Annotated in this window: 18 protein-coding genes and 1 pseudogene; 12 read left to right on the forward strand and 7 right to left on the reverse strand. The window is 45.8% G+C overall.

What is annotated here, in order from left to right; translation table 11 throughout:
* Position 1: 1 nt before the first annotated feature.
* The 3 genes from D0A37_RS00625 to phaA all read right to left on the reverse strand — a co-directional run bounded on the left by D0A37_RS00625 (position 2) and on the right by phaA (position 3,338).
* Positions 2-1,021, reverse strand: a complete 1,020-nt coding sequence (locus D0A37_RS00625) for an RRXRR domain-containing protein (protein WP_242720051.1) — start codon at positions 1,019-1,021, stop codon at positions 2-4.
* A gap of 300 nt (positions 1,022-1,321) precedes the next feature.
* On the reverse strand, positions 1,322-2,191 hold the full coding sequence (phaB, locus tag D0A37_RS00630; protein WP_242720053.1) for an acetoacetyl-CoA reductase PhaB: 870 nt from the start codon (positions 2,189-2,191) through the stop codon (positions 1,322-1,324).
* Complete coding sequence (gene phaA / locus D0A37_RS00635) at positions 2,148-3,338, reverse strand: acetyl-CoA acetyltransferase PhaA (protein WP_242720055.1); 1,191 nt, start codon at positions 3,336-3,338, stop codon at positions 2,148-2,150. Before phaA ends, phaB begins: the two co-directional genes overlap by 44 nt.
* Before the next feature lie 561 nt (positions 3,339-3,899).
* Here phaA and D0A37_RS00640 point away from each other — a divergent pair.
* From D0A37_RS00640 to D0A37_RS00675, 8 genes are all read left to right on the forward strand, one after another.
* Complete coding sequence (locus tag D0A37_RS00640; protein ID WP_242720057.1) at positions 3,900-4,166, forward strand: hypothetical protein; 267 nt, start codon at positions 3,900-3,902, stop codon at positions 4,164-4,166.
* A 553-nt stretch (positions 4,167-4,719) separates the two neighbouring features.
* Complete coding sequence (locus tag D0A37_RS00645; protein ID WP_006634080.1) at positions 4,720-5,259, forward strand: vitamin K epoxide reductase family protein; 540 nt, start codon at positions 4,720-4,722, stop codon at positions 5,257-5,259.
* Positions 5,260-5,476: 217 nt separating this feature from the next.
* On the forward strand, positions 5,477-5,716 hold the full coding sequence (locus tag D0A37_RS00650) for a hypothetical protein (RefSeq protein WP_242720060.1): 240 nt from the start codon (positions 5,477-5,479) through the stop codon (positions 5,714-5,716).
* A gap of 183 nt (positions 5,717-5,899) precedes the next feature.
* Complete coding sequence (locus tag D0A37_RS00655; RefSeq protein WP_242720062.1) at positions 5,900-6,937, forward strand: hemerythrin domain-containing protein; 1,038 nt, start codon at positions 5,900-5,902, stop codon at positions 6,935-6,937.
* Positions 6,938-7,504: 567 nt separating this feature from the next.
* Positions 7,505-8,620, forward strand: coding sequence for an SDR family NAD(P)-dependent oxidoreductase (locus tag D0A37_RS00660; protein ID WP_242720064.1), 1,116 nt, complete (start codon positions 7,505-7,507; stop codon positions 8,618-8,620).
* Entirely contained in the window at positions 8,529-9,683 is a 1,155-nt protein-coding gene (locus D0A37_RS00665) for an aldo/keto reductase (protein ID WP_242720065.1), read from the forward strand. The genes D0A37_RS00660 and D0A37_RS00665 overlap by 92 nt, the downstream gene beginning before the upstream one ends.
* A gap of 30 nt (positions 9,684-9,713) precedes the next feature.
* Positions 9,714-9,902: a hypothetical protein gene (locus tag D0A37_RS00670; protein ID WP_242720067.1), complete on the forward strand. Its 189-nt coding sequence runs from the start codon at positions 9,714-9,716 to the stop codon at positions 9,900-9,902.
* Positions 9,903-10,021: 119 nt separating this feature from the next.
* Entirely contained in the window at positions 10,022-11,764 is a 1,743-nt protein-coding gene (locus tag D0A37_RS00675; RefSeq protein WP_242720069.1) for a DUF262 domain-containing protein, read from the forward strand.
* A 234-nt stretch (positions 11,765-11,998) separates the two neighbouring features.
* On the opposite strand, the gene D0A37_RS00680 is transcribed toward D0A37_RS00675, so the two are convergent.
* The 3 genes from D0A37_RS00680 to D0A37_RS29260 all read right to left on the reverse strand — a co-directional run bounded on the left by D0A37_RS00680 (position 11,999) and on the right by D0A37_RS29260 (position 14,003).
* Positions 11,999-12,679, reverse strand: coding sequence for a haloacid dehalogenase type II (locus D0A37_RS00680; RefSeq protein ID WP_242720071.1), 681 nt, complete (start codon positions 12,677-12,679; stop codon positions 11,999-12,001).
* A 38-nt stretch (positions 12,680-12,717) separates the two neighbouring features.
* Positions 12,718-13,416 (reverse strand): alpha/beta hydrolase, encoded by a 699-nt coding sequence (locus D0A37_RS00685; protein WP_242720073.1) that lies wholly within the window; start codon positions 13,414-13,416, stop codon positions 12,718-12,720.
* A 377-nt stretch (positions 13,417-13,793) separates the two neighbouring features.
* Positions 13,794-14,003, reverse strand: a complete 210-nt coding sequence (locus D0A37_RS29260; RefSeq protein ID WP_445242462.1) for a PIN-like domain-containing protein — start codon at positions 14,001-14,003, stop codon at positions 13,794-13,796.
* 488 nt (positions 14,004-14,491) lie between these two features.
* Here D0A37_RS29260 and D0A37_RS00690 point away from each other — a divergent pair, with 488 nt between their 5' ends.
* From D0A37_RS00690 to D0A37_RS00700, 3 genes are all read left to right on the forward strand, one after another.
* On the forward strand, positions 14,492-14,641 hold the full coding sequence (locus D0A37_RS00690) for a hypothetical protein (protein ID WP_242720075.1): 150 nt from the start codon (positions 14,492-14,494) through the stop codon (positions 14,639-14,641).
* Positions 14,642-15,076: 435 nt separating this feature from the next.
* Positions 15,077-15,295, forward strand: a complete 219-nt coding sequence (locus D0A37_RS00695; protein ID WP_006634090.1) for a chlorophyll a/b-binding protein — start codon at positions 15,077-15,079, stop codon at positions 15,293-15,295.
* Between the two features lie 98 nt (positions 15,296-15,393).
* Entirely contained in the window at positions 15,394-15,849 is a 456-nt protein-coding gene (locus D0A37_RS00700; RefSeq protein WP_242720077.1) for a DUF4383 domain-containing protein, read from the forward strand.
* A gap of 232 nt (positions 15,850-16,081) precedes the next feature.
* Here D0A37_RS00700 and D0A37_RS00705 read toward each other — a convergent pair whose 3' ends face one another.
* Positions 16,082-16,219, reverse strand: coding sequence for a hypothetical protein (locus D0A37_RS00705; protein ID WP_242720079.1), 138 nt, complete (start codon positions 16,217-16,219; stop codon positions 16,082-16,084).
* Positions 16,220-16,281: 62 nt separating this feature from the next.
* Here D0A37_RS00705 and D0A37_RS00710 point away from each other — a divergent pair.
* Positions 16,282-17,021: pseudogene (locus D0A37_RS00710) on the forward strand (IS1 family transposase).
* Positions 17,022-17,087 lie beyond the last annotated feature (66 nt).

The following is a 17,087-nucleotide window of genomic DNA, read 5'->3' on the forward strand; positions in this document are numbered from 1 at the left end:
TTTAGGACGGCTTTACAGTTCGCCATGAGTTGTAAGCCAGAAACTTACAATCCGTGGGCTTTGCGTTTTGACACAGGCGTTTTCCTGTACCAAGACTGTGCAGGCTAATGCGAGATTTTTTAGCATCTTCGCCACCTACGTAACACTTTCCATACTTAGGATGCTTGACAATCCCCCCACGCTTCAATCCTTGCGACATGGAGCCACCGTAAGGACGGCGATATCCGTTTTTCCCAGGGTTAAAAACGTGCAATTGTCTGCGATAAATGCGGATGGGTTTACATTCCATCACCACCATATTTTCTGGTGATATATCGCCACCTACCAACAGGTAAGCTACCACCCAAGAATCGACACAATGGGCATCAAAAACATTGGATAACTTGACCTTAGATTTTTTTAGACCTAATCTTTGACGAGTTAAGTAGGTGTCGGTATAGCCATCAAATTGGGTGACAGGGGCAATTTTTTCCAACTCGGAATAACACCATTTTTTGCCAACTTCTAAAGGCGAAAATGACGTATTCCACTTGTGGCAACCTTTTTTTGTCAATGCTTTTACATCCTCAATTCCAATACCTGAGATGGGAAAGAGGGTATCAAAAACTTTGACTACTCGGATTTTGAATTGCCAGCGCGCAAGCGTGCTGGGAGGAATCCCGCCACGCTTCCGGTTTTGACGAGGTTGGCGACAAGGTGTTTTTCGATTACGTCTTGCACGTCTGGCATTTGTACTTGTCTCTTCAGCCTCTTTAACCCAATCAACAGCATGAAACTGCTGATTTAAGTAGGTGTGAGCTTTTGATTTGACTGTGTACCCCTCACGTTTAGAACCCGGATCGATTCCAACTGCTACGGGTTGAGTATGACGATTTGAAGGTTCAACGTTTAAGCGAACACAAAATATCCCTTTACGGAAAAATGGTGTTGCTTTTCCAGATTTAATCCAACGCTCTGCCCTTGCGGGTGTTGTTGGCATTAAAGGACGTTGCTCAAAGTCCACTACAGGAACGTATTGCATGGTGTTTGTTTGGCGATAAACCTAACTGTTTAATTTCCTTCGACTTTGACTAACGGAGTGGTTACGGGTTAGGAAGAGCGCCTGTAACGTCCAATGAAAGTGCCACCTTCAGTTAGTTCAAATTGGCTTCTGGGCCGTTGTCTAGTCCTACTTGCGCTTGTGTTCTACCTATGGCTTGGTTTCCCTACAAGCCCCATCCCTTTAGGGTGGGGTTAGTGACGCTTGGCTCCAATTTTATCTAAATGATGAACTGTAATTATTGCTGATGGATATTCCACCCTGTGCCGATCGCCCTTGCCCTCAAGTGTGATGAGCGCCGTTGACTCGGAGAACTTCGCCCGTGACATAGCTGCTGGCGATCGGTGAGAGCAGGAACGCAATTGCCCAAGCAACCTCTTCAGGCTTGCCGAAACGACGCAGCGGAATCTCAGACACAATACGCTCTTTTACTTTGTCTGGAACCGACTTAACCATATCAGTCTCAATAAATCCCGGTGACACAGCGTTGACCCGTACCCCGTACCGAGCTGCCTCTCTAGCTAGGGACTTGGTTAAACCAATTACAGCCGCCTTGGATGCGGCGTAGTTAGTTTGACCGAGGTTTCCCCGCTCACCCGAAATCGAGCTGATGCAGACAACAGAGCCTTCTCCCCGCTCGTACATCTTCGGAATAACGGGCATCAGTGTGTTGTAGACTCCCTTTAAGTTTGTGTCGATTACCGCGTCCCAGTCTTCTATCGCTAGTTTGGGAAAGAAGTTGTCTCGGGTAATCCCAGCATTCGCCACAATCCCGTAAATTGACCCTAGTTTTTGTTCAACCTGTTGTGCCACTGCCTCCATCGCTGCTTTGTCAGTCACATCGGCTTGGATTGCCAAAGCCCCATGCTGATCCTCACTACTGCTGCGGTAGGTGTAAGCTACCTGAGTTCCCAACTCCTGCAACAGACTGACGATCGCCGCCCCTATCCCTCGATTACCGCCCGTTACTAAAACGACTTTATCTTCCAGTCCCAAAGATGTCATAACCCACTCTTCCACTGTATGGAGGAAAAAGAAAAAGGTGAAAGGAGAAAGGCAAAAGGAACAAGAAAACAATTTTTCCCTCTTCCTTTCGCCTTTTTCCTTGTCAAAGCCGCTCAATTGCGATCGCAGTACCGCCACCAGTGCCATGACACACAGATGCCAGCCCTAGCTGCCCATTTCGCTCCTGCAAGGCGTTGAGCAGCGTGACGATGATTCGCGCCCCAGAAGCCCCGATGGGATGCCCCAAAGCGATCGCTCCCCCATAGACGTTGAGCTTCTCGTAAGGAACGCCCAGCGTCCGGTTGAACAGCACGCTGCTTAAAGCGAACGCCTCATTGTTCTCGAACACATCGAAATCGTAGATTCTCATCTTGAGCTTGTCTAAAAGCTTGTTGACTGCCAGGATGGGAACTTCGGGGAATCGCCAAGCTTCTCCACCTATCGACGCTCCTCCAATTACCCGTGCTATTGGCTTAAGTCCGTAGTGTTCCACGGCCGTTTTGCTTGCTAAGACTAGCGCTGCTGCTCCATCCGATATCTGACTGCTGTTGCCGGCAGTGAATACTCCATTTTCCCCAAAAGCAGGCTTGAGTTTGGCAAGGCTTTCTAACGTGGTTTCGGGGCGGATTCCCTCATCTTTATCCACGATTTGCGAACCTTTCTTCCCTTTGACCTCAATGGGTACGATCTCCCTCTTGAAGAAACCTTGCTCGGTTGCAATCGCTGCCCTAGCTTGTGAATAGAAGGCAACTTCGTCCAACTCAGGGCGCGTGATCTGGTAAGCTGCTGCCAGCCGTTCAGCTTGCTCTCCCATTGTTTCGGAGGTGGTGGCGTCGGTGAGTCCGTCGTGGAGCAAAATATCGGTGAGTTGCTCTGGCGAACCTAGCAGCAATTTGTACCCCCATCTGGCTCGGTGCGATAAGAAAAATCCAGTCTGAGACATAGCTTCCATGCCGCCAGCCAGTACGATTTCGGCTTCTTGAGCGCGGATAGCTGTGGCGGCGTTCATCACGCTCATCATTCCCGACGAACACACCATGTCTACGGCATACCCGTTCACTGTATCCGGTATTCCGGCTTTGAAAGCTGCCTGACGGGGCAATAACTGTCCGTGACCTGCCCTAAGTACGTTGCCAAAAATGTACAGGTCTAAAGCGTCACCCGATACTCCGGCTTGCTCCAAGGCGGCTCGCATGGCGTGTGCCCCTAAATCCACTGGGGAAAAGTCCGTAAAGACACCTCCAAACCGACCGAGCGGCGTGCGTAATGCTGAGACAATATAGGCTTCTTGCATACATCCTCACTATCTTTTAATTCTCGCGTTATTAAGCGCTACCAAGTTCAAGCGGGATGCTTGTGGAAGCGGATTCCGTCAGTAGTATCAGGAAGTTTTCGTCATTTCTCAAAGCTCAATCTAAAGCCAAACACTTTGGGATTTGGGATTTTAGATTTTGCATTGTTCCTCTGACTAAAGCTCCGGAGATGAAGCCGGGATCTTGCAGATTGTGGATTACTGATTGCAGGATTGGGGGAGTTTGGATTATCCCCACGCCTGAATGCGGAAGTATCTTCTCCTCCCAATCGAAAATCGGCACAGTCATAAGTAGTTAGACTTTCATGGAACTAACTCAACATTATTGCCCAGGTTGCATTGGCGTTGAAATGTATTTTTTGACAAGCTGTAAGGCTTTTTAGGTATTGATTACAGCTTGCTTATCATACAAATCTTATTTACAACTGCGCTTAAAAAACATGGTTATTATCCATTGCCGACTATACAGGCTATAATTGATTATCAACTTGATTGTTTGCAGACAAGACAATCAGTATTTAATACCCCAATCAAAGGAGAAACATGATGGATTGGAATAGTAACCTCCAACAGTACCTAAGACAGTTAAGCGAATTGCAGACAGGGATTTTCACTAGCTGGACATCCATGATGCCGAATATGCCAAGTTCCAATATGCCCAACGTCCGCGATAGTGTTGTTAACACCCTGAAATTTCAGGAACAGGTGGTCACGAGTTCTCTGGAATTTCAGGCTATGGTAGCTCGTCAGTCAATCGAAGCCCAGAAGCAATTTTGGGAAAGCTATTTCAAAATGCTTGGCAGGTCGTAAATTACAAAAGCCTACTGAGGATTAGAGTCGCATGACTTTACCTAGAGAGTGATTTCTGATCTTTTACCGGGTGTTGGGAAAGTAATTAGGAAACCATCGGCTTTACAAACCTGCTAGAAAAACTAACAAAGCTCTCTAAGATAACCTCTTGGGGAGCTTTTTAAAGATGAAACCGTTTTCACTCAGAAAAAATTTCTTATTCGTTTTCCCCATAAAAAGGTTTAATTCACTAAAAAGCCCTCTATTAAACTTTAATGCTATTACTTGGTCTGAGGGTCTACCTAAAGAAAGGACTTATTAATATTAACCGAGTTCAAGCTTTTGTATACAAGAGCTTGCAATACAGCGCTTTATTTAAAGTACCTCTTAGGTAAGTGGTACGCATCAAACTGAATCCATAAAATGATGGGAAATCTATACACTCTCAGCGCAGGACGATCGCGTCGTTGAATTGGGTTCCTAGTGCGTATCCTATTCATTTTGATTGAACCGCTTCGTGTATGGCTGATGTGATCGTTAACGCATACGTTATTATTATTGAGGATTGCGCTTTATGGACCCAAAACAACTGAGTGAGGAGCTGCGTCAAGGACAGAACCCTCACATGACCCGTCGGCGATGGATTATCGGCTTATCTATGCTTGGGGGTTCGATGGGACAAGCCGTCACACTCTACCAGACTGGGATCGTTAATCACCTACCAGATCCGCCTGGACAAAAGCTTTTCGATGCAGACCGCGTTGACGCTTCTAATTACGCTTATAACAAATTCAACTCACCCGACGGGCCAATAATGGTGGCTAATTATGCCCTCACTGCTTGGGTAGCTGCTGCTGGTGGTCTAGACCGCGCTAGGCGCAACCCTCTGTTACCAATTGCAATGGGTATCAAGCTCGTGTTGGACGGGGTGACCAATGTCGAGTTAGCTCGTGAGGAGTGGAGCGAGAACAAGGCGTTTTGTGAATACTGCCAAGTTGCGACGGTTTGCTCGATCGCGTCGATCGTACTCGCAGTGCCGGAGGTTCTTACCGCTGTGCGTACCCTGCTGGGACGCCGTGACCAGGACACCGAAGCACAGGGCAACACACGGTAATCGATACAAGGGGGAAAAGTACGGATTTTCTACAGCGGTGTTGGGCGTACAGCAAATGTTAAGCCCGATGGAGAAAGATTGCACATATTTTGTGCAATTTTTCTCGCTCAATATTCCCTATAGAATTAGTGGTAGAACGAGTCATGTCTGAGGATAGATCACCTACTTGAGACTGAATGATAGCCTTGTATAGTAAGGTGAAAAAGAGGTGCACATCATGACATCAAATAATCCTCAAGACAATCGCCAAGATGATGCAAAATATGAGCCTCAAGATAATCCTGGCACCCAAACAAGTATACCAACCACAGAAGAGGGTAACACTCCACTTGATGAGAGATCTCGCATGACGGGTCAAGAATCCGGCACTGACCTCCGTCCCGGTAGTGAGCCTGAAGCTCCTGGAGGTTCTGGCAACGTGGTTGGCAGTCCAAATCAAGGAACTGACTCTCGTTAAAAAGATTGTTGACAATGGCACCCATTTTTGATCGGGATGAACCGTTGGTCAATCAACAAATAAGCTTGGTCTAAATACGACCTTATTTGTAAATAAGGTGGGTCAAGCTAGCCTGGCAAAGCGAGGAGCTACAGGTATCAAACAGCTATCAATCAGATTATTCACCATCTAGGAAGATTAAACATGGTTACAACGTTAGACGATACAAAACGGCTTGCTATCGGCGAAAGATTGGCAGACTTGAAAGCCTTTCAAAGTTTAATTATCTCGAACGATCAAAAGCTAATAGATGCCTGCCCGGATGAAGATGTTCGCAAGCGTCTCCAGAATATGCTTGAAGATGACCAGAAAAACCTGGGCATTATAGAGACGGTGATCGTCCAATACGGCATTCAAGCTGAACCTAGTGCTGCGACCAATATATTTATTCCGCAGTTTGAGAAGATGATGTCAGGCGATGAGTTTACTTATTATCAGAAACTCATTCACCACGAACTGATCAAGCATGGTCAAGCCATGAGTGGAATCATTATTCACAAAGCCGCTCAGAAGGTGGGAGCTGATATTGAAGTGGCAATTGGCCCTTTGAATACCGTCAATTTTGAGGGTCGTGCTCACCAAGAACAACTCAAAGGAATGCTCGAAGTGGTGGGTGTCCGCGAAATGACTGGTAAAGACGCTGACCAGGGACTCTGGGCACGGGTGCAAGATGGGGTTGCTGCATTGTCGGGTGTAGTTGGCAGCATAGCCACCCAAAACACTGACAAACAAGATATGAACATCCAGACCATCATCCGGCTGGATCACAACAAGACGAATACCATTTTCACCGAAATCGGAGCTACTAAAGACCCTCAAAAGCTCCAAGAGTATTTCGGGCAACTCTACAAAGATTTGTTGGTACACGCTCAAGCGGAAGAAGAAGTCGTGTATCCGAAAGTTCGCTCGTTCTACGGTGATGACAACACTCAAGAGCTGTACGATGAGCAAGCGCAAATGAAGGGGATGCTCGATGAAATTAAGGCTATGGACCCCACTAATGCCGACGAGTTTAGATCGAGAATTAAAGACCTGATGGAGGCGGTTGGCGACCACATTCGTCAAGAAGAATCCACGATGTTTGCGGCGATCGACAAGAATTGCAGCGACGAGCAAAAAGAGCAAATGGCAACCGAATTCAAAGCTGCCAAGAGCAAGCTTCAGCAAGAAATGGCAGCCTAATTGCAATAACAGCCAACCCTCTCATTAAAAGACAAAGCATGGGCCGGTAAGTGGCTTGATGGCTCTTTATTGAGAGTGGAGCTGATTGTGCAATAAGAGAATAGCTTTTTAGCTCCCACTCTCTAGCCAACCGCGATCGCCATAACAGCAGTTTCTAAACAGAAGTTCCCCTGTGAGGGGAACTTCTGTTTAGAAGAAAAAAAGTGTGGCTAACAACTTAGAGCGAAGAGGTAGATAGGTATTGCTAATTTTAGCCGTAAATTTTTTACCCCACCCCAGCCCTCCCCTTACCAAGGGGAGGGAGTAAGAAATTCACAAAGGATTTAGGATTGCTATATTAGACACAGAATTAGCTCAAATATGACAACTTCTTAGTCAGAGGACAGCAGAAGTTTAAGGTTTTAGTATAGCAATCCTAAAGGAGTCATAAATTTTTTACCCCACCCCAACCCTCCCCTTACTAAGGGGAGGGAGTAAGAAATTCACAAATGATTTAGGATTGCTATATCAGGTTCAGGTAATAGGGTAGATTGCGCTTCACAATACATCAGCATTTGAGTTTTAACCATGAATTCCTATATAGATAATCAGAATCCTCTTATTCTTTTTGCAGTTGGCGTGGGCGCTTTGCTCGTCGTGCTTTGGGTGGTGCGATCGTGGCGCGAACGTCAATACGATCTCACAGGCAAGACGGTGCTGCTTACGGGTGGTTCTCGCGGACTCGGTTTGGTTATGGCACGCCAGTTGGTGCAGCAAGGAGCGCGTTTGGCCATTTGCGCCCGCGATCGCGCAGAGCTCGAAAGGGCGCGTGTCGAGCTGAACCAGTGCGGTGGAGAGGTGCTGACTGTTCCCTGTGATGTCACCGATCGCTCCCAGGTTGACGAGATGGTGCAGCAGGTGCGCGATCGCTTCGGTCAGATCGACATCCTCATTAACAACGCAGGCACCGACCTTGTGGGGCCAATGGACGTATTGACGATGGAGGACTACGACGACTTGATGAAGCTGCATTTCTGGGCACCGCTATACACTACTTATGCGGTTTTCCCGGAAATGCGTCAACGACAAGCTGGACGCATCGTTAATATCTCTTCCATCGGCGGCAAGGTAGTTTCCCCGCATATGTTGGCGTATTGCGCCAGCAAATTTGCCTTAACGGGTTTGTCGGAAGGGATGCGGACAGAACTGGCAAAGGACGGGATTGCTGTCACAACGGTATGTCCCGGTTTCATCCGCACAGGCGTGATAGACCACGCTATGTTCAAAGGTCAGCACCGCAAGGAGTTTACCTGGTTCAGCATTGCAGATTCGTTGCCCTTGATCTCGACGAGTGCCGAAAAGGTTGCTCGTGAGACCATTGCTGGATTTCGACGGGGTGATGCAGAGGTAATTGTGCCACTTTGGACTTGGTTTAGTGCCAGACTCTATGCTCTTTTTCCAGGGTTTTCTACCACTGCGATCGCTTGGTTTAATCGGTTGTTACCTGGAACAGGTGGGATTGGTACTGAACGCGCTTTTGGAAAAGACAGTCACTCATCTTTATCGCCTTCGCTGTTAACCTCTTTGAGTGACAAAGCGGCACTGCAAAACAATGAGATGGGGAGCCGAGAGCAACCGGATGGCGATCGAATCCCTGAGCGATCGAGCTACCAATCATCTTTGTCCGACGGTGAGGATGGGTGAGCCGAAAGTGCGCGGTCTTCTTTCACAAGACGTTAGGCGATCGGCGCGATCGTCCAATGCTGTTAATACAAAAGCAATAGCTGCAAAACAAGGAGAACAGATGTCAGAAAGTACGTCAAACTCAGAAATGGTATACCGAACTCTTGGCAGCACAGGAGAGAGGGTTTCTGCGATCGGATTGGGTGGTTGGCACATCGGATTGAAGTATGTTGATGAGCAACTGGGTATCCGGATTGTTCGCAGTGCGATCGACCGTGGCATCACTTTTATGGATAACAGTTGGGATTACAACGGTGGAACCAGCGAGATTCGCATGGGGAAAGCTCTCCGCGATGGCTACCGAGACAAAGTATTCCTGATGACGAAAATTGACGGTCGCTCCAAGAAAGAAGCCACAAGACAGCTAGACGAATCACTGCAACGCCTGCAAGTTGATTGCATCGATCTGGTCCAGCACCACGAAATCCTCCGGTTCGAGGACCCGCATCGAGTTTTCGATCCAGAAGGGGCAAATGCCGCCTTAATTGAGGCGCGGGAAGCTGGCAAACTCCGATATATTGGCTTCACTGGACACAAAGACCCCCAGATTCATCTGCATATGCTGGAAGTTGCAGCTAGTTATGGGTTTAAGTTTGATGCGGCTCAGTTGCCACTCAATGTGATGGATGCCCACTACCGAAGCTTTGGGAAGCTGGTTGTGCCAGAACTGGTTAAACAGGACATCGGCATTCTTGGCATGAAAAGCATGGCAAACGGGATTTTGTTACGGTCAAACACGGTAACGCCAATTGAGTGTCTGCACTATGCGCTGAATCTACCTACATCGGTTGTGGTTACGGGAATTGACAGCATGGAGATTCTCGATCAAGCGTTTGAGGCGGTGCGGACGTTCCAGCCAATGAATGACGAGCAGGTGCGATCGCTGTTAGCAAAAACGGCAGAAGCAGCATCACGCGGCGAGTTTGAGCCATTCAAAACTTCATCAATTTTCGACAGCACTGCCCAGAATCTAGATTGGCTGGGAGAGGAGCCACAGCGCATTCAGCAACTGATGCCAACGTGATCGAAGAACACTCTACGGTGAACCAGTCTAGTGCGGAGTCCGCGATCGCTAATCGGCATCAACACCATCGAAGAATGTGGCGAATGGGATGAAGTCTATGCGATCGCACAGGAAACGATGCAGCAAGGGAACAGTGCTGCACGGCAACGGGACCTGTACAAGCGCACTGGTTCATTAGAGGATGTGGTTGATTTTGTTGTTCAAGAGACTGCTAAATGAACGACGGTGTTTAGGAGTTAGAGTGGTAGAGCAGTGAGATTAAGGCGGTTCATGAGTTTAGACTGTCTAATCGCTATGGTACATTATACTAAGCATAGTGAATTTATATCGCCTACAGTATGATTCAGCCTGAATTCAAGCCTTTAATCGTAATATTGAGCGACAAACTCTTCAGAATTCCTGAATACCAACGTCACTATAGTTGGCAAACGAAACAAAGGAATGAACTGTTTGAAGACATCAAAAAGCTTCAGGCGGCAAGAGAAAAATATGACGAAAGAACACATTTTATGGCAACTATTGTTTGCCTAAAAACAAAAGATAAAGAGAAAGTTGGTTCTAACACTTTCTATGTTTATGACATTGTTGATGGGCAACAACGCCTCACAACTTTAGTCATTTTGCTAAAAGCTATTAGCCTTAAACTCAGAAATGATGAGCAACTTGATGAAGCAAAAGAATTAGATAAATTGTTAGTCAAAGATGATGGAAGACTTATCATTCTACAAAACAATCATGATAATCGACTTATTCTTAGAGATTATTTAAAGAATGGTAATGAACCACAAGCAGATTCTATACAAACTGTTGCTGACAAGAACATATTTCAAGCAATTAAGGATTGCGAGAAATTTATAAACTGTCATTCTAATGTAGTCGATCTACTTGCTCTTGTTAAAAACTATCTCTACTTTATTTTTCAATCACTAGAAGATAAAGGTGCAGTCTACACAATTTTTGAAGTTCTGAATAGCCGTGGTCTTGATGTTGATTGGCTTGATAAATGTAAAAGTCTATTGATGGGATTACTTTATGAATATGCAAGTAGTCCTGAGAATAATGATCTTTTTAGTCAACACTTAAATGAGCTTCACAGCTATTGGTCTGATATATACAGAGAAATTGGACTTCAAAATATTCCAGGTCACGAAATAATACGATTTGCTGCAACGTTAAAAGAGGAAAGCGGAGCCGGAAGACCCCTCAGTGCAGAAGATACTCTTGAGTTTTTCAAGAACGATTGTACAAAGGTATCAAGCAATGATTTAGTAATAAACAAGATTATTGAAAATACAGTTTGGCTTAAAAACATCACATCTTGCTTATCCAAGTTGTATGCTGACAAAAGAAGAAACGCTGTTACTGATATTACGCAAGCGAGATTACTCGCAGTAGCGATTATGCTAAGGAAGGACTTGAGGGAGGAAGATAGAAATAGCCTTCTTGAACAATGGGAGCGTACTTCCTTCAAAATCTATGGTCTTTTCAGAAAAGATTCACGTACAAAAGTTGGTGAATATGTACGTGCAGCCAAGCAAATCCGAAAAGATGCAAATGCAACTGTTAACGATTTGCTAAATACTATAGCAAGAATAGGTAGTGATTTTCCTATTGATACCGCTGTTGAAGAATTGAAAAAGCATGATTTCTATAGTGACTGGCAAAAGGAATTACAATATTTCTTTTTTAGGTATGAAGAATATTTAGCAAAAATAAATGGTACTCAGTTCGATCAAATCATGTGGAATGAGATATGGGAATCGAATCTAAATAACACTATAGAACACATCTTGCCCCAAGATAAAAGTAAACCTTGTTGGAACCATTTTACTGAAGATGAACACAGGGAGCTTGTACACTCTATGGGCAATCTGTGTTTGCTGGCACCAAGATTAAACTCGGAGGCAGGCAACAAAGGCTTTAGCGACAAAAAGGAAACGTACAAGAAAGCTAGTCTCATGTTATTGAATGAAATTGTTTCTGACAATGGTGTAGAGCGTAGTGTATGGGACAAAGACGCAATCAATTACAGGAGGGAGCAGTTAATTAAGTTTGCGATGGAGCAATGGAAAGACCTGTAGAAGTACATCAGCTTTGTTCGTAAGTGTTGTAAGTAGTTGCAGTGCGATCGCATATCCTGTAAATTGCGTTTCCTGCGTCAATCCAACATCTGCTTTTTGCCAACATTTATACCATGTCTGCGATCGCGCAGCCAACTTTGTAGGTTAGGTTGAGGGATGAAACTCAACTCAAGGTTTGTCTGTTGGGTTTGGCCACTTAAGTGCTTATACATTCGTGGCAAGAGCCAACCCTATTTACCTTAACGTGAGTGTCATTCCCTCCACAATCTGGTTCGCTGCTTCAACCAAATCACTAGCGATTATCTCTGGTTGCGGGTAAACACCGAGATAGTCCTTCTCCTCCTTATTAATGAAAGCAGTTCGCAAACCAGCACAGGCGGCACCTGCAATATCCCAGGCATGAGCAGCAATCATCCAGACATCGCCCTCGACATCTTGCTTCGCCAAGGCGTAGACATCCGGGTGTGGCTTCGTCTTCCCGATCGCATCACAGGAGAAAATGCTGGCGAAGTATTCAAGTGCATTGGCTCGTTCCAGCAGCTTGTGGGTGGAGTCCTCACTGCCGTTGGTGAGGGCGACTAGCTTCCAGCCTGCTGTTGTTAGAAGCCGAAAAGCTTCTAGAGCCTCTGGCTGCGGCTCCAGTTCGGAGAAGGCTTTTACTATATGCGATCGCTTCTGAACATCTGCCTCAATTCCCAGCACCTTGAGCGTCCGGGGCAGTTCTGCCTCTAGGACTTCCTTGAGCGTCCGGTAGCTGCCTGCATGGGAGAGGGCGAAGGCATCCCGTAAGGTTTGGGCAAACCAGAGTTCGAGAGCATGAGGGGGCGCACCCAGCTCTACCAATCTCTGGCGGGGCTTGTCCAAACTGAAGCAGGTGCCGATGATGTCGAATATTACAGCGCCTTTTGTGTTCATTGAGAATTGACAAATTTAGATTGTACGAGAATACCCTGCTACGCCGTGAACCAGTCCAGTGCGGACTCTATAATCGCAGGAGGAATTGTGTGGGGGCCGTCGAACTCCCGATAAACCACATCGTAGCCAGCACCCCGCACCTGTGGCACTATCTTACGGCTACAAGGATCGATCGGTAAAACAGAGTCTCGCGTGCCGTGCGAGATGAACAGACGCGGTTCGCCAACCTGTGAAGCTGGTGCCATAAACCCCGGCGAGAACGCTATGACATGGCTGAACAAGTCGCCGTTGGTGATGCCGACACTTAGGGCATAGGAAGCCCCGTCCGAGAAGCCCTCGATCGCAATGCGGGTAGGGTCTACAGCGTAGCGGCTGAACGTCTGCGCCAGCGCCTGGTCAATCAAGGCGATATCGGGGCCGTACCCACCGACCAACACATCCCACGTCTGGCGGCGCGAGGCAGGTGCCAGCAGGATGAGTCCAGTGGCATCGGCGAGGTTTTGGAACGGAGTCAGACCGCCGCGTGCGTCGCCACCTGCGCCGTGCAGCATCACCACCAGTGGTGCGGGTCGGGAAGGTTGGTAATTTTTAGGCACGTAGAGGAGTCCGTCGCGCTTGGTGGAAAGTCCCAATGGTTGCAGACCGCTTGGTGCCGTTCCCGTAGGCTGCGTTGGTCGTGCCAGCAGGCGTCCGTTTATAGATGCCTGATCCTGATTCTGTGGTTTCTCTGTTCTCATTGATGTAATTCTCTCCATAGAGTTAGTGGTACAGGCTGATCCAATCGCGCCAGTGATGCCTACCAAAAACATTCCAAGTAGGTGCCTTCGCCTTAATCGCGAACCGATGTCGGTTTTCTGCTTCAGCATGATGCCCTTGCTTCTCCTGTTGTGAAAAGTGAATTTTTCTCCCGGCACCAATGAGAGCAAATGACCTCTTGCACTACATAAGCAAAATGTTCTCGATTAGCCATAGTGAGCGTTCCTTGTAAGGTAAAAAAGGAAAATGCTTTCGGGGGTATGCCGGAAGGCAAGAAACTGCGATTGCAAGCTGATCTGAAAAGAGGAAAAGAAATAACTGTAGGTGGATAAGCTTTCAGGTAATCGGCGATTATAATCTAGAGGCGATTTTTTTGATATTCATAAGTCGCTTGATAGGGTATCCCAATTTGCTTCTTCAGGCGATTAAGAATTTCAAAAAATCTCTCTCGCGTGGCGGTAGCAAATCGCCCACAAACTGGAAGTCTCGATGCTCCCCAAACCAAGCCCGCCTGTGCGGACTCAATTGGGTCTGGGTCGGCCGACTTTGTTGAATAGAAGCGAAGCAACTTCTGCCCCCCTTCTTCATGTTGGCGAAGCCTGCGCGTTGGCGTAGCCGCGATTTCCTTTTCTCCTAGTATTTTGCAGTCCAGATAATGAGTCGGAAATGTTATTAAAAGTTAGATAACGATGGCTCTTGCCTCTACCAAATAAGATTAACAGCTAGTGCTTTTTACAACGTCCTTCTCAGGTAGGATCGTAAAGCAAAGGCGACTGTATTCGTTTTTTCAAAGTGGCTTCATAATAGCTTATCTCATCAGTAGCATGAGGTGACAATGGTAATCGAGATAGCGTTAAGAAGAAAAGAATTGCTCAGTAAGAGTTTAAGCTTGAGTACGTTGAATACAGGTTGAAGCAAAAGCCTTGAAACTCTGGCTTTCGATAAGTATTTTACCGCAGTTGTGGCTGATGGTGATAGGTTCTGAAGTCAGTGGAAGTGGAAGGGGAGAGATTGATACCGCAGTAATTGTTTAACACATTTACAGAGAAATTAGAAATGAGTAACGTATCCATGCCTAATCAAGCAAGTGGGCCAAATCAAGAAGTTAACGTATCTCAACAGGCTCAACTTTTTGCACCCCCCAATGCGGGTGGAAGTGCTGTTTTAGATGCCAACATTGCCGCAGGAACCAGCACAAACCCATAGGCAGAAGCGATCGCTCATCCCATCGCCTCCAATTTCTCATCCGCAACCGGAACAACAGGTGAGGCCAAAACTGCTGGATCTTCAACCATTGCAGGCTCTTATTCGGCAGATGGGGAGCAGACGGAAAAAGGTGTCGTTAATCTTCACAACAATCCACACGTACCCGCTAGCGATGCTCAAGGAATGCTACCCGATACTGACGCAATTAAACTTCCGATCGATTCTGAAGTCAATCATCAAGAGTAAGAGTTCGGGATTGCCTACCATATATTGTCTGTAAACAAGGATACTTTTTTTATGCCCATTATTAACAGTTGAGCCTTACCAATCCAATCTTTAGATATAGAGAGAATTTAAGTCTAATGGTAGACCATACCAGCAAATATACTCGATACCATGAAATCGAAACAGAATAATTGAAAACTACTCACTACTATGAAGACTTCAACGAAGAATTCAACAATCAATACTGATCCAGTCCCTACGATCACTCCGGCTTATAACGGTGCCGATCGCAATGCCTGGATTTTTGGTTGGAACCCACAGCAAGAGCTATGGAACGGTCGTCTAGCAATGCTTGGTTTTGTCGCATATCTTCTTTGGGATATGGCTGGTTATAGCGTTCTTCGGGATGTACTTCACCTCGCTCGCTAGGAGTTGAATGGTCAGTTACAAGCTGTTTGTGTTTCTCTAACAGCAGTAAAACACTTGTTTAGTCCACACCAAAAATTTTTGAAAATCAAAATACTGCCATGCAAACATCAACATCTTCAAATTCCTCAATTCGTTACAGTGCTCTGAGCCTAGGTATCCTTTTCTTGTTACTTGGCTTGGCTGGATTTGTGCCTGCTTTTTTCACTCCCTCTGAGAACTTTACCTCCGCACCAGGCTTTGGCTATATATTCGGGGTATTCCCCACCAACTATTTTCATAATGCAATTGGCATTTTAGTGGGTGTTTGGGGAATTGCGGCATTTACTAGCTTAAGCGGAGCCATTGTGTTCAATCGCATCTTCGCTATCCTTTATGCAGCAGGTGCAATTTTAGGATTGCTGCCATTTGCAAATACGTTGTTCGGGCTTACACCACTTTTTGGAAATAATATCTGGCTCAATGCCCTTACTGCTGCGGTCGCTTTTTACTACGGATTTGTGAAGTCAGCAGAAATCAGTATGCAGAGTTCATCGAGTGCTCAAGCTAGTGTGTAACTAGAGGAGTTTCTCGAAGTAGAGAAAGGGTTCTCATGCTTACCGGTGGAAATTATTTCATCTGCGCTCCTTGCCACTTATTCTAGGATGCAAAAGTAGTCTTACAAAGACTACTTTTTTTGCGCCTACATACAGCGAATTTTGCGGAGTGTCTTTGTGTCAGATCAGTGCTAGTTGCAACATACCCGATCGCGGTTTACGGTATTGTCCAGACCCCTTGGTTTGGGTCTGGTCATACCCTCTGCTGTCCTTCAATTTCGTTGAGCAACATCTCGTCAGAGTAGGACGTTTCCCCTTCCCCCTCAAGCTTGAGCCGCACCGACTTTGCGCCACCACTGTACAGACTACCCAGTCGGTATCCTCCTGCCATTGGTAGTGATGCACAGTAATGGCTTAATATATTAAATCCCCATAAATTTCAGAGGTAAAAGTATGGAATCTCCTTATTGCCAAAGCGATTTTTTTATTAAAAATGGAAACACTTATTACGGAAAACAGCGATTTAAATGTAAAAATTGTGGTCGTCAATTTATTGAAACTTGTAAATATAAGCAGATTTCACTCCTAGACTAAAGCCTTAATTTAGCGGCTGATTTTAGAAAAAATTTCTAGAGGCGGAATTGCTAGAGCTACGGGGGTATCCATTCGAGGGCTTCAGAATTATGTAAATAAAAAGTATGCCGAAATTTCTGGCGAAATTTCGGTGATGAAAAAACCGAAAGGTCAGTTGACTTTAGAGGTAGATGAAATCTGGTCATTTGTCAAAAACAAGCGAAACAAGCAATGAATCTGGATAGCTTTAGATCAAAATACCCGTAAAATTGTTGGGCTTTATATTGGACACCGCTCAAATAAATCTGCGTCCGAACTCTGGCAATCTTTACCTCCTGTCTATAGACAATGTGCTGTTTGTTATACGGATTTTTGGGAATCTTATTCAGAACTGCTACCTTTTAAAAGACATCAACCTGTAGGCAAACAATCGGTAAAAACCAGTCATATTGAAACACTTAATAATACTTTACGGCAGCGAATTTCTCGTTTGGTTCGTAAAACCTTGTCTTTCTAAAAAAAACTGCTTTCACCATATTGGGGCAATTTTTAACTTTGTACATCACTATAATTCTTGCATCAGAAAACGATATAGCCTTTCTCAGAAAGATGAGGTATGATGTTACTGACACTCACTCGTGAGGGTCAAACAGAGAAGATAAGATCAAATGAACTATAATTACATG

Origin of the sequence: Microcoleus vaginatus HSN003 (assembly GCF_022701255.1) — a bacterium.
Taxonomy (GTDB): Bacteria; Cyanobacteriota; Cyanobacteriia; order Cyanobacteriales; family Microcoleaceae; genus Microcoleus; species Microcoleus vaginatus_B.